General features: G+C 66.9%; 14 protein-coding genes. 5 read left to right on the top strand and 9 right to left on the bottom strand.

Translation table 11 applies throughout. The features are described 5' to 3' along the window. The 7 genes from LWW89_RS13385 to LWW89_RS13355 all read right to left on the bottom strand — a co-directional run bounded on the left by LWW89_RS13385 (window position 1) and on the right by LWW89_RS13355 (window position 4,839). A complete protein-coding gene (locus tag LWW89_RS13385) occupies window positions 1-669 on the bottom strand; it encodes a hypothetical protein (protein ID WP_293264965.1) in 669 nt (222 codons plus the stop codon). A gap of 2 nt (window positions 670-671) precedes the next feature. Continuing rightward, window positions 672-848 carry a DUF5908 family protein gene (locus LWW89_RS13380; RefSeq protein ID WP_293264963.1) on the bottom strand — a complete coding sequence of 59 codons (177 nt, stop codon included), beginning with the start codon at window positions 846-848 and terminating at the stop codon, window positions 672-674. Further along, window positions 848-1,306, bottom strand: a complete 459-nt coding sequence (locus tag LWW89_RS13375; protein ID WP_293264961.1) for a phage tail protein — start codon at window positions 1,304-1,306, stop codon at window positions 848-850. Before LWW89_RS13375 ends, LWW89_RS13380 begins: the two co-directional genes overlap by 1 nt. 57 nt (window positions 1,307-1,363) lie before the next feature. Beyond that, window positions 1,364-1,813 carry a phage tail protein gene (locus tag LWW89_RS13370; RefSeq protein ID WP_293264959.1) on the bottom strand — a complete coding sequence of 150 codons (450 nt, stop codon included), beginning with the start codon at window positions 1,811-1,813 and terminating at the stop codon, window positions 1,364-1,366. Window positions 1,814-1,853: 40 nt separating this feature from the next. After that, window positions 1,854-3,392 carry a phage tail sheath C-terminal domain-containing protein gene (locus tag LWW89_RS13365; protein WP_293264957.1) on the bottom strand — a complete coding sequence of 513 codons (1,539 nt, stop codon included), beginning with the start codon at window positions 3,390-3,392 and terminating at the stop codon, window positions 1,854-1,856. Between the two features lie 75 nt (window positions 3,393-3,467). Continuing rightward, the gene (locus LWW89_RS13360) at window positions 3,468-4,265 is read right to left on the bottom strand and encodes a hypothetical protein (RefSeq protein WP_293264955.1); all 798 of its coding nucleotides are present in this window, start codon (window positions 4,263-4,265) and stop codon (window positions 3,468-3,470) included. Beyond that, the gene (locus tag LWW89_RS13355; RefSeq protein ID WP_293264953.1) at window positions 4,258-4,839 is read right to left on the bottom strand and encodes a DUF4255 domain-containing protein; all 582 of its coding nucleotides are present in this window, start codon (window positions 4,837-4,839) and stop codon (window positions 4,258-4,260) included. Before LWW89_RS13355 ends, LWW89_RS13360 begins: the two co-directional genes overlap by 8 nt. Window positions 4,840-5,153: 314 nt before the next feature. Here LWW89_RS13355 and LWW89_RS13350 point away from each other — a divergent pair, with 314 nt between their 5' ends. The 5 genes from LWW89_RS13350 to LWW89_RS13330 all read left to right on the top strand — a co-directional run bounded on the left by LWW89_RS13350 (window position 5,154) and on the right by LWW89_RS13330 (window position 10,681). Further along, the gene (locus LWW89_RS13350) at window positions 5,154-5,501 is read left to right on the top strand and encodes a metalloregulator ArsR/SmtB family transcription factor (protein WP_293264951.1); all 348 of its coding nucleotides are present in this window, start codon (window positions 5,154-5,156) and stop codon (window positions 5,499-5,501) included. Window positions 5,502-5,564: 63 nt separating this feature from the next. Further along, on the top strand, window positions 5,565-5,909 hold the full coding sequence (locus LWW89_RS13345) for a carboxymuconolactone decarboxylase family protein (RefSeq protein WP_293264949.1): 345 nt from the start codon (window positions 5,565-5,567) through the stop codon (window positions 5,907-5,909). 94 nt (window positions 5,910-6,003) lie between these two features. Next, window positions 6,004-7,110 carry an efflux RND transporter periplasmic adaptor subunit gene (locus tag LWW89_RS13340; RefSeq protein ID WP_293264947.1) on the top strand — a complete coding sequence of 369 codons (1,107 nt, stop codon included), beginning with the start codon at window positions 6,004-6,006 and terminating at the stop codon, window positions 7,108-7,110. Then, complete coding sequence (locus LWW89_RS13335) at window positions 7,107-10,409, top strand: efflux RND transporter permease subunit (protein WP_293264945.1); 3,303 nt, start codon at window positions 7,107-7,109, stop codon at window positions 10,407-10,409. Before LWW89_RS13340 ends, LWW89_RS13335 begins: the two co-directional genes overlap by 4 nt. Window positions 10,410-10,435: 26 nt before the next feature. Continuing rightward, window positions 10,436-10,681: a DUF2892 domain-containing protein gene (locus LWW89_RS13330; protein WP_293264944.1), complete on the top strand. Its 246-nt coding sequence runs from the start codon at window positions 10,436-10,438 to the stop codon at window positions 10,679-10,681. Window positions 10,682-10,689: 8 nt separating this feature from the next. Here the strand turns inward: LWW89_RS13330 and LWW89_RS13325 are convergent, their stop codons facing one another. Together LWW89_RS13325 and LWW89_RS13320 are read right to left on the bottom strand one after the other, a co-directional pair. Further along, the gene (locus LWW89_RS13325) at window positions 10,690-11,319 is read right to left on the bottom strand and encodes a cupin domain-containing protein (RefSeq protein ID WP_293264943.1); all 630 of its coding nucleotides are present in this window, start codon (window positions 11,317-11,319) and stop codon (window positions 10,690-10,692) included. 24 nt (window positions 11,320-11,343) lie between these two features. Continuing rightward, the gene (locus tag LWW89_RS13320; protein WP_293264942.1) at window positions 11,344-12,204 is read right to left on the bottom strand and encodes a MetQ/NlpA family ABC transporter substrate-binding protein; all 861 of its coding nucleotides are present in this window, start codon (window positions 12,202-12,204) and stop codon (window positions 11,344-11,346) included. Window positions 12,205-12,365: the final 161 nt, after the last annotated feature.

Raw genomic sequence — 12,365 nt, 5'->3', positions numbered from 1 at the left:
TTAGCGCAGGGGAGGAAAAAGCAGCTTGCGGCCGGGTGCGATGGCGCGGAAGTTGGTGATGCCGTTGTAGCGCGCCACCGCGGCGTAGTAGCTGCTGTCGTCGTAGATCCGGTGGCACAGCAGGGGCAGGCTGTCGCCGGCCTTGAACTCGACCACGTGGGTCAGGTCCGGCGACGAGCGCTTGCTCTGTAGCGACTCTTCCTTGGAGCTCATGCTGCCGACGAACGACAACCCAAGCTTGGCACGCAGGGGTTCGCCGGATGGCTTGAACAGGGTGTAGTCGATGGTCATCGACGTCAGCCGGCCGTAGAAGAGGAAGCCGCCCCACAGCACCCGCACCACGTTCGGTTCGTGCTTGCCGCCGTCGTAGTCGTAGGCCACCTTCTTCAGGAACTTGATCCGTTTCAGCACGCTGCCGTCGGGCGTCACCGGCTCCACCGCGCCGGTGGCGTCGATCAGCAGGTCGAACGACAGGGTGTCGCCGCCCGCCGTGTTGAACTTAACGTCCTGGCTGGCCTTGCCGAGGGCCGTGGTCCGGTTGTAGGTGATGTTCAGGTTGTGCTTGTAGGACGAGGGATTGAGCATGGTCTCGAAATTCAGGTCCTTCGAGACCGTGGCCCGCCCGTTGCGGAGCGTGCAGGCGGCGATGGAGAGGCGCACCTTGGACATGGTCAGCGCTCCCGCTTCTCGCGGCGCAGCTCGGCAAGCAGGCGCCGGCACTCGTCAAGCAGGCGGCCCAGCTCCTGCTCGGCGGCTTGCTTCGCCTCTTCCGGCATGCCACGGTTTTCCGGCCCGGCGGAATGGACGACCTGGGTCTTCACCACCATCTGCTTGATCTCGATGCTCATCAGTGGCTGCCGTCGCGCACGAAGCCGTTGAAGGCGAACTCGATCTTCTCGATCGCCAGTTCGTTCTTCTGGGAATTGAATTCCGTGGCCTGCCACTTGACCGGGTAGGCGCCCTGGAACGACCAGCTGCGCAGCGGATTGCCCTCGGCGTCGAGCAGCAACACCTGCAGCAGGCGGGTCTCGATGGGCTTGGCCAGCCCGCCTTCCAGGGTTTCCTTGCACCACGTCACCAGGGGGGACGAGGCGGCCGCCATGCCGCGCGACACGACCAGGTTCTGGTGCTTGACGCCCTTGGGCAGGCGATGGACGAAGGTGTTCTCGCCGCCCTCGTTGTACGTCTCCAGATCCATCTCGGCGACGATGCCGGACACGTCCTGGAAGGAAACGTCGGTATCGCTCCCCGGCGCCCCGGTCTTCACCTTGAAATAAAACGCCGCGGGCAGCACGTCTTCAGCCATCGCATTCCACTCCCGATCGGCGGGGGGAGCTCACTCCCCCCGCCCTGATCACACGGATCACTTGTTGGCGATGGTCAGACCTTCATGGACGATCTCGATGGTCTCGACCGCCACTTCGTTGCCTTCCGCCTTGAGGTCGGTACCGGTGATCTTGGTCGGCCAGGCGTTCTGCAGGGTCCACACCATGGTCGGGTCGCCGTTCTCGTCGAGCAGGCTGATGGTGACCGGCACCCGCTTGATGGTGTTCATCTTGATCTGGTCGAACCAGTCCCAGAACTTGTTATCGCTCTTGAAGATGCCCTTCTTCATGGTGACGTTGCCGTACTTCTTGAGGCCGGGCATCTTGATCGGGGCGAACACCTTGCTGTCGCCGTGGCGGTACTTGATCTCCTCCGACTGGACGTCGAGCCCCGAGACTTCCTGGAACGACATCACGTTGGAATCCCACTTCACCTGGAAGTAGAACTTGGGCAAGGGCCAGTTGGTGTCTTGCTTTTCACCTGCCATGATCGGGTCCTCCTATCTATGTTTGCAGTCCGACGCCGCGTCAGGACTTCTGCATTTGCTGTTGGAACGTGATTTCGATGAATTCGGCCGGGCGGCTGATGGCCACCAGGACGGTGACGCGCAGGATGCCCTCGAGGATGTCCTCGGGCGTCATGGTCTCCCCCAGGCCGACGAACACCGAGAAGGCGTCCCCGGGCACCGCGCCGGCCAGGCCGCCACGCTTCCAAATGCCGGTCAGGAAGTTGCCGATCATGCTCTTGATGGTCACCCAGGTATTGGCGGTGTTCGGCTCGAACACGTAGGCCTTGGTGGCCAGGCGGATCGACTCCTCAAGCATGATCATGGTCCGGCGCACGTTGAGGTAGCGCCAATCCAGGCTGTTGCCGTCGAGGGTACGGGCGCCCCAGACCAGGACGCCTTCGCCGATGAACGAGCGGATGGCATTGATCGACTTGCCCTGGGGGGTGACGTTGAGGTCTTCCTGCTCTTCGTGGGAAATGCTCACGGTGGGCGACACCACCGAGGTCAGGCTGACGTTGGCCGGCGCCTTCCACACGCCCCGGGTGTCGTCGACCATGGCATACACCCCGGCCATGGCGGCGCTGGGCGGCAGCAGGTTCAGGGTGACCGCCATCTGCTCCAGCAGGCGGCTGTAGCCCGGGCTCATGGAGATCAGCGACTGGTTGAGCATCGCCTTGATGGTCGGCACGTTGTCCGCGGGCACGGTGGTGTCGGCGGACCAGTCCTTGACGACCTTGGCAACCTCGTTCTTCTGCTCCAGCTGGCGGGGCTTCAGGCTCGCCTCGTCCACGCCGGTGATCCCGAGCTCGTCCTCCAGCAGGCCCACCAGGGCGGTCTTGCCGTCGGCGCTCAGGGAATCGAAATTGAGGGAGCGCTCACTGGTCACGCTGGTGTTGAGCCAGGGATAGTAGGCGGTGCCGTAGCTGAGGAAGTTGATGCCCACCCGGTCCCGGAAGACCTGCACCGGATCGGACGGCGGGTCCTGGCGGCTGCGGAAGCCGTCATAGACGTCCAGGACGGCGATGCGGTTCTTCATGGTCAGGCCGCAATGCTTGAGGGCCGCGCCCTGGACCACGGCGCAGTCGTCCAGGCTCAGCTTGACCGCCTCCGGGATCACCACCATGGTCGGCTCCTGCTCCTTGATGAGCAGGTCGATGCCGGCGGAGAAACGGCCCGGATCGAAAGCGTCGCTGTAGGAGCCCACGGACACGATGTAGCAGGGTCCGCCACCGTTCTGGAAGAACAGGCGCATGCTGTAGTACAGCAGGTAGGGGGTCGAGGCCTGGCTCAGGTAGTAGGTTTTGCCGGCGATGGTCAGGGACGACGCGGCGCCCTGGGGCGCCTCGGTGCCCAGGTTGAACTGAACGTCGGGCCCCATGCCGAAGTAGTTCTCGAACTCCGCCATCGACGTGATGCGCCACGGCTTGTTGGCCAGGGACATGCCCTTGTTGTCGGCCTTTTGCGTATGCCCGATGAACGCCGGGACGGCCGTGGCCACCTCGACGACCGAATTGGGAAACGCGTTCTTCTCCACGATGTAAACACCGGGTGTCTTCATTTGCCCCATGACTACTCCTTACGGTTGGACGGCTGATCAAGTTCGCCGGAGCAAGGCACCCGGCGCAGTGCTCCACTACAGATTGACGAATACCGGCGATACCCATCCCTCGCCGGGCAGCGCCGCATCCCGGGAAAGATCCCCCGCCGCCGGCAAGGGCAGGTTCCGAACCACCACGTGACCGTTGAAGCGTTCCCGGAGCGAATAACGCTCGCCCGACTCCCGCAGCAACGGCAGGGCGCTCCGCGAGCAATACAGGCTGGCGGGACGCTGGTTGGGCAAGACCACCTCGCCCTGGTAATCGAATGCCTCTTCCCCGCTGGCCGCGGCCACGTAGAAATCCGCCCCGTTCACGCCCTTGCCGCTGACGTAGTAGCGCCAGGTGGTGCGGCGGGCACGGAAAGGCACGGCGTAGGAGACCCCGGCCGGCCATTCGCCCCCGATCACGATCCGGACCATGAACAGCGGCGGCGCCTGCCAGTACAGCAATTCCTGCGGTACGTCGGACGCCTCCGCCATGTCGGCCTCCGCCGCGTGGTCGCCCTGGCTGAGCCGCCCGCCTTCCCCGGCGCGGCGGCTGTCGAAATAGAGGTAGCGCTCTTCACCGTTGAAACGGATGTCGGTGTAGCGCAGGAAATCGCCGTCTCGGGAATAGGCCCAGAAGTCGAACTCGCCCCGGTCGGGCAGGGCGTCCTCGCTGACGGCCTCGTAGAACACCGACACGCCCCCCTCCCCGGTGCGCAGTAGCAGGCCGCTGCGGGTCAGGGCGCTCCGGCAAGCGCGCGTCGGGACGAAATAGACATCCGGGCACACCCCACCGGCGTGGTGCTCATGGGTCGCCACCAGGGAAAAAAGGGACCGCACCCTAGCCATGGCGCGTCCTCAGCCCGGTTTCGACCCCCAGAGCAGCCGGTTCCAGCGAGCGCACGTCCTGGGAATCGAAGGTGATCATGCGGACCCGATAGAGCACCGAAGGCAGGTACTTACCGCTCAGGACCCCCCACAGGTTGGCCATGTCCTGGCGGTTGAGGTTTTCGATGTCGAGGATGAGCTTGTCGATCCGGCCGTCCAACCCCGGGCTGGTCTGGTGGTCGAAGATCGGGTTCTTCTGGAAGAACTGAATGGCGGCGGAAATCATCTTGAGCGCCTCGGGGTAGTTTCCACCGCCGAAATTGGCCGCAACCATGACATAGAGGTTGAGGTGAACGGGAAGGTGGCGGCGCATCACCACCTCGGCCCCGGGCCGGCCTCCCCCGATGCTGGCAGGGGAAGAATCCTTCTCGATGCAGGTCAGGAAAAGCACCAGCTTGTTGGCGATGCTGGGCGAAACGGTGCCGTCCTGTTCGAGCAGGCTGGAGACCACCACGAGGTCCTCGGATATGCCCGCCCCGCGGGAGAGGGATTCATTCAGCCGTTCGGCCAGATGAAACAGCGCAGCATGGATCACACCGCCCCTCCACAAAAACCAAAATAATAAGACAAATTTAAAATTTTTATGACAACACACAAACAATTCAAAGCAAAAACCCGTGTGGCAGCTCAAGCCTCAACAGCAGGAGAACCTATATATCACAAGGGGTAAACGCACGGGAAACTATCGACTGACTTCATGCTCACCGCCCCCAAAACAAGACTTTCGTCATAAATAAAATTAAAACAAAAATAATAAATACATGACGAAAGGATTGGTGGATTTGCCGCACCAGTCAAGCCATCCGAAATATCATTGACTTCTAATTTAGAAAAATCTAAATTAGAAAAATGCAATACACGGATACCGGCTCTTCGCCACTCCCCGATGCCGACCAAGCCGCGGCGCTGCTGCGCGATTTGCGGCCCAACGCGGAGCTGGCGGCGCGCCTGCTCAAGGCCATGGCCCACGAGGAGCGGCTGCTGATCCTGTGCCGCCTGCTCGCCGGCGAATGTTCGGCGGGGGAACTGGCCCGAGCCTCGGCCCTCAGCCAATCGGCCTTCTCCCAGCACCTGACGGTGCTGCGCGGCGAAGGGCTGGTGAAGAGCCGCCGCCAGGCCCAGGCCGTCTTCTATTCCCTGGCCCGTCCCGACGTGGCCGACATCCTCTACGTGCTCAAGCGCTCCTGCGGCGCCTGAGGCTCTTTCCCCTGAAGCTCTTTCCCCTCTTTTCCTTTTCCTTCCTTCACACCAGGTGCCCCCATGTCGATCCAGTCCCACAAGTCCCTCACCCAGGATGTGTCCGCCCAGCTCGCCAAGCTGCGCCAGAGCCAATCCGAAGTGATGGCCGGCTTTTCCCAACTGGCCCAGGCCGCCATCAAGGACGGCGCCCTGGAGAAGAAGACCAAGGAATTCGTTGCCCTGGGCATCGCCGTGGCCAGCCGCTGCGACGACTGCATCGGTTTCCACGTCCAGACCCTGGTCAAGCTCGGCGCCACCCGGGCCGAAGTGGAGGAAGTGCTGGGCACCGCCGTGTACATGGGCGGCGGCCCGTCCCTGATGTACGCCGCCCACGCCCTCAAGGCCTACGAAGAATTCGCCGTCTGAGCGTTCTGTACTCGCTTTCGCATTAACTCCCCTCTCCGCACCGATGCCCCAACTGGCGCGGGACGGGGCAGCCCCAAGCCATCCACGCCGTCCCATGCCCATCCAGCCCTCCCGATGCCCCGCCGCCCGCCGCCTTGCCCTGCTGGCGGCGTTCCTGATCGCTCCGCTGGCCTCGCCGGCTCGGGCGGGCGAAGCAACTCCGCCCCCCCTGGCCGCCATCACCGTGGGCAGTCGGATGGACGCAGCCGCCTACCAGGCCGAGGCCCGGGTCGAAGCAGTGCGCCAGGCGGCCCTGGCGGTGCCGGTGGCCGGCGCCGTGACCGAGCTCAAGGTGCTGGCCGGCGACCGGGTGGCCGCCGGGCAGATGCTGTTGCAGGTCGAGGGCAAGGCTGCCGCCGACCAGGCCGCCGCCGCCCACGCCCAGATCGCCGCCGCCGAGGCCCAGCGGGTCCAGGCCCGTCAGGAATACGCCCGGGCCCAGGCCCTGGCGGCCCAGAAGTTCCTCTCCGCCGCCGCCCTGGACCAGGCCGAAGCCAAGTTCCGTAGCGCCGAGGCCCAGGCCCGGGCCCAGATCGCCTCGGCGGGCGCCGCTGCCGCCCAGGCCGGGCTGTACCGCCTCACCGCGCCGTTTGCCGGCTGGGTATCGCAGGTGGATACGGAGCGGGGCGACGTGGCGGTGCCGGGCAAGCCCTTGCTCACGGTCTACGACCCCTCCGCCCTGCGCGTCACCGCCACGGTGCCGGCCACGGTGGCCGAGCGGGTGCGGCGCGACGCCCTGCCCGAGATCGCCATTGCCCCGGACGGTGCCGCCCCGCTGCGCCTGACCCCGAGCAAGGTCACCTGGCTGCCCAGCACCGACCCCCTGGCCCAGACCCGCACCGTGCGCCTCGACCTGCCCGCCGGCGCCGAGGTGCAGCGACTGCCCCCCGGCACCTTCGCCCGGGTGGCCTTTCCCCTGGCCGCCGGCAAGGCCGAGGCCGCTCCCCTCACCGTGCCGGGCAAGGCCCTGGTGCGACGCGGCGAATTGACCGCCGTGTATGTGCTCGATGCCGCCCAACGCCCCCGGCTGCGCTATGTCCGCCCCGGCGTCGCCCTGGCCGACGGCAGCGTGCCGATCCTGGCCGGACTCAAGACTGGCGAGCGGGTCGCCCTCGATCCCGAAGCCGCCACCCGCCAGGCCCCGGCCGGGACGCCGCGATGAGCGCGGCGCACGACGTCGACCGCCTGGGCCTGGCCGGGCGGCTGGCCGCCTACTTCCAGAATGCCCGCATCACCCCGCTGATCGCCCTGACCGCGCTGCTGCTCGGCCTGTTCGCCGTGCTGGTGACGCCCCGGGAGGAAGAGCCCCAGATCAACGTCACCATGGCCAACGTGCTGGTGCCCTTCCCCGGCGCCAGCTCTGCCGACGTGGAGGCCCAGGTGGCCCAGCCGGCGGAGCAGGTGCTCGGCCAGATGGCCGGCATCGACCACCTCTACGCCGTCTCCCGCCCCGGGCTGGCGGTGCTTACCGTGCAGTTCCAGGTGGGGGTGCCGCGCACCGAGGCCCTGGTGCGCCTCTACGACACCATCCACTCCCACGGCGACTGGCTGCCCGCCAACCTGGGCACCCTGCCGCCCCTGATCAAGCCCAAGGGCATCGACGACGTGCCCATCGTCACCCTCACCCTGTTCGCCCGGGATAGCCAAGGCAGCACGGCCTCGCCCCTGGTGCTGGAGCAGGTGGCCCACAGCCTGGAAGCGGAATTGAAACGGGTGCCCGGCACCCGGGAAGTGACCACCTACGGCGGCCCGCACCGCACCATCGGCATCGAACTCGACCCCCAGCGCCTGGCCGCCCAGGGGCTCACCGTGGCCGACCTGCGCCAGGCCCTGGCCGGGGCCAACGCCAACTTGCCCGCCGGCGACCTGCTGGTGCCCACCGACCGGGGCGCCCAACGCCTGGCCGTCGAGGTGGGTCCCTATCTCGACAGTGCCGCCGCCGTGGGCGAGGTGGTGGTGGGCGTCCATAGCGGCAAGCCGGTGTTCCTGCGCGATGTGGCCAATCTCAGCGACGGCCCGGCTCCGGCGACCCGCTACGTCTGGCACGGCACCGGGCCGGCTGCGGCCCAGGGCGAAGCCGCTGCCGCCGGCACCGACAAGGCCATCCCTCCCGGTGCCGACCACCCCGCCGTCACCCTGGCCATCACCAAGAAGCCCGGCGAGAACGCGGTGCAGGTGGCCGATGCCTTGCTCAAGCGTGTCGATGCCCTGCACAACACCCTGCTGCCCGAGGGCGTGGAGGTGGCGATCACGCGCAACTACGGCGAGACGGCCAACGACAAGGCCCAGAAGCTGATCCACAAACTGCTCTTCGCCACCGCCTCGGTGGTGGCCCTGGTGGCCCTGGCCCTGGGCCGGCGCGAGGCGGGCATCGTCGGCCTGGCAGTGATCCTCACCCTGATGGCCACCCTGTTCGCCTCCTGGGCCTGGGGCTTCACCCTCAACCGGGTGTCCCTGTTCGCCCTGATCTTTTCCATCGGCATCCTGGTGGACGACGCCATCGTGGTGGTGGAAAACATCCACCGCCACCGCCTGCTCGACCCGGAGGCGCCGCTCCTGGCCCTCATCCCCCGGGCGGTGGACGAGGTGGGCGGCCCCACCATACTGGCCACCCTGACGGTGATCGCCGCGCTCTTGCCGATGGCCTTCGTCAGCGGCCTGATGGGCCCCTACATGAGCCCGATCCCGATCAACGCCTCCATGGGCATGGTGATCTCCCTGGCGGTGGCCTTCGTCGTCACTCCCTGGCTGGCGGCGCGCTGGCTGCCCAAGCAGGCGGCCCATCACGACGGCCTGGCGGCCAAGCTGCAGCCCCTGGCCGCCAAGGTCTTCGCCCCCTTCCTCGACGACGCCCGGGGGCCGCGCCAGCGCCGCCGCCTGGGGCTGGCGGTGGCCGGGCTGATCGCCCTCTCCCTGGCCCTGCCGGCGGTGCAATGGGTGGTGTTGAAGATGCTGCCCTTCGACAACAAGTCCGAGGTCCAGGTGGTGGTGGACCTGCCCAACGGCACGCCCCTGGAAACCACCGCCGCGGCCCTGGGCGAGATGACCGCCTACCTGGCCACGGTGCCCGAGGTGGCCGATTACCAGGCCTACGCCGGCACCAGCGCGCCAATCAACTTCAACGGTCTGGTGCGCCAGTACTACCTGCGCGACGGCGGCGAGGTGGGTGACATCCAGGTCAACCTGGCCGACAAGCACCACCGCAGCGCCCAGAGCCACGCCATCGCCCAGCGGGTGCGCCCGGCCCTGGCCGCCATCGGCGCCAGCTACGGCGCCCGGGTCAAGGTGGTGGAAGTGCCGCCGGGCCCGCCGGTGCTCTCGCCCATCGTCGCCGAGATCACCGGGCCGAGCGAGGCCGGGCGTAACCAAATGGCCGAAGCGGTGCGCCGGGTGTTCCAGCAGACGAGCGGGGTGGTGGACGTGGACAGCACTCACAACGCCCCGGCGCCCAAGACCCTGCTGGTGGTAGACAAGGACAAGGCGGCCCGGGCCGGGGTCAGCCAGCAGGCCATCGTCGCCACCCTGGCGGCGGGCCTGGCCGGCGAGGACGTGACCTACCTGCGCGATGGCGCCAAGTACCCGGTGCCCCTGCAACTGCGCCTGCCCGATTCATCCCGGGGCAACGACCAGGACCTGCTCGCCCTCACCGTGCGCGGCGCCGGCGGCGCCCTGGTGCCGATCCGCGAGCTGGTCAGCCCCCGCCCGGCCACGGTGGACGAGGCCCGCTACCGCAAGGACGGCCTGCCGCTGACCTACGTGATGGGCGACGTTTCCGACTACGGTGACGGAAAAACCCGCGCCGGCCTGCCGGACAGCCCCCTCTACGGCATGTTCGCCCTGCGTTCGGGCATCGGCGAAATCGTCGCCCCGGACGGCGGCCCGGTCGCCGAGACCTTCATCCGCCAGGCCGACGACGCCTACCGGGGCTACGGCCTGAAGTGGGACGGGGAATGGCAGATCACCTATGAAACCTTCCGCGACATGGGCGCCGCCTACGCCGTGGGGCTGATCCTCATCTACCTGCTGGTGGTGGCCCACTTCGGCTCCTACCTGGCGCCCCTGGTGATCATGGCGCCGATCCCCCTCACCCTGATCGGCGTGATGCCCGGCCACGCCCTGCTCGGCGCCCCGTTCACCGCCACCTCCATGATCGGCATGATCGCCCTGGCCGGCATCATCGTGCGCAACTCGATCCTGCTGGTGGATTTCATCCGCCTCGAAGTGGAGGCCGGCGTGCCCTTCAAGGACGCCATCGTGCACTCCGCCGCCACCCGGGCCCAGCCCATCGCCCTGACCGCCCTGGCGGCCATGACCGGCGCCTTCTTCATCCTCGACGACCCGATCTTCAACGGGCTCGCCATTGCGCTGATCTTCGGGATTCTCGTCTCCACCCTGCTCACCCTGGTGGTGATCCCGCTGCTCTATTTCGTCGCCTACCGCCAGCGCGGCGGGCGGCTGTGATCCCTCTCATTCATAAGGAACCCGCCATGACCGTCGAACGTGCCATCCGCTTCTTTGCCGGCCTGATGATCCTGATCAGCCTGGCCCTGGGCGCCCCGGCCAGCCCGCTGTACGTGTCGTCCTACTTTCTTTGGCTAACCGCCTTCGTCGGCGCCAACCTGTTCCAGTTCAGCCTGAGCAATTTCTGCCCCCTGGCCCTGGTGCTGCGCAAGTGCGGCGTGCCGGACGGCCAAGCTTGCGGGGCATCGTCCCAAACCCCGCGCCAGTCCTAGCGTTTGGACTAGACCCTCTGGAGATCGGCCAGGGGCGCGGCTTTCAGGGAAGGCATCACGGAAGTGCCCGTGAAGCTTGCCTCCCAGGCCGGTGCCCCAAGGAAGTAGCGCACCGCCTTGAGGCGCGGATCGGCCCCCAGGGCGAACCAGTGCTCGGCCCCGGCCGGCACTTCCAGATAATCCCCGGCCGCCACTTCGAGCAGCACCTGGCTGCCGTCGGCGGCGACGAAGCCGAAGTAGCCGACCCCGTCCACCACGTAGCGCACCTCGTCGTCGTCATGGCGATGGGGCGTGGCGAACTGCTCGCGCAGGGCCGCCAGGTTGGGGATGCCCTCGTGCAGCACCACCAAATCCCGTGCAGGGGCCGGGGACGGGGCTTCGGCAGCGGCCTCAGACCCTAGCCCGCCCCGCTCCCGCCCACGTCGCACCAGACGCTCGACCCAGGGGGCGACGTGGGCATCCACCGCCGCCAGCACCGTCGCCTTCTCCGCCTCGGCCAGCACCGGCTTGGCCAGCAGGTCGACGATGCGCGAAGGCGGCGGGCGCCAGTCCAGGTGGGCGCCCAGGGCCGCCACGGCCCGGGCCACCGCCGCCGGGGCGGCGACCACGGTGCCGTCGGGATGGATCAGGCGGGCCACGGGCCGGTTCCTCTCGCTACCGGCTTACCAGGACGCCGTGTAGGCGCCCTTGAAGGTGGTGTTGATGAACTGCTTGACCGGTTCGGAGCGGTACAGCTTGACGAACTTTTGCACCGTCGGCGCGTTCTTGTCCTGCTCCCGGGCGGCGATGACGATGCGGGCGAAAGGGGTGTTGGGGTTTTCCAGGGCGATGGCGTCGCGGCTGGGCACCAGGCCGGCGGGCAGGGCGTAGTTGGAATTGACCGTGGCCGCGTCCAGGTCGTCCAGGGAGCGGGGCAGCTGGGCCGCTTCCAGTTCGACGATCTTCAGCTTCTTGGGGTTGTCGACGATGTCCAGCACGGTCACGGCGGAGCCCTTGTCGGCCTTGAGCTTGATCAGCCCCTGGTCTTGCAGCAGCAGCAGGCCCCGGGCGCCGTTGGACGGGTCATTGGGGATGCCCACCTTGGCGCCGTTGGGCAGGTCCTTGAGGTGCTTGACCTTCTTCGAGTAGGCGCCGAACTGCATCAGCACCGCGTCGCCGGCCACCGCCAGCTTGTAGCCCCGGTCGCGCACGGTGGCGTCGAGGAAGGGCTTGTGCTGGAACACGTTGGCGTCCAGGTCGCCGGAGGCCAGGGCGGCGTTGGGCTGCACGTAATCGGTGAATTCGACGATCTGGATCTTGAAACCCTGGGTTTCGGCGTATTTCTTCACGGCTTCGAGGATCTGGGCGTGGGGGCCGGCGGTGACGCCGACCTTGAACGGCTTGGCCTCGCTGCCGTCGCCGGCATGGGCCGGGGAACTGCCCAGGCCAAGGCCCAGGGCGGCGCCGAGCACGGGCACCAGGGCCAGGGAGAGCAGGCGGCGGCGGGCGACCAGGACGGAGACGGCGGGACGGGAAGTGCGCATGGAAACGGTCCAATCGAAAACGGGAATGGGGCCATGGTAAGCCGCAAAGGAATAACCATTAAGACTGTTTTTTCATTTTTTTAGTACCGAACGAAATATCCGTAAAAACACTTAAGGAATTTATTGACGCCACCCTGACATAAGTCATAGCAAATCAGGCA

The sequence above is a fragment of the Oryzomicrobium sp. genome (genome assembly GCF_021287045.1).
Taxonomy (GTDB): domain Bacteria; phylum Pseudomonadota; class Gammaproteobacteria; order Burkholderiales; family Rhodocyclaceae; genus Oryzomicrobium.
Note: the sequence above shows the minus strand (reverse complement) of the source record. Positions and strands in the feature narration are given on the sequence as shown.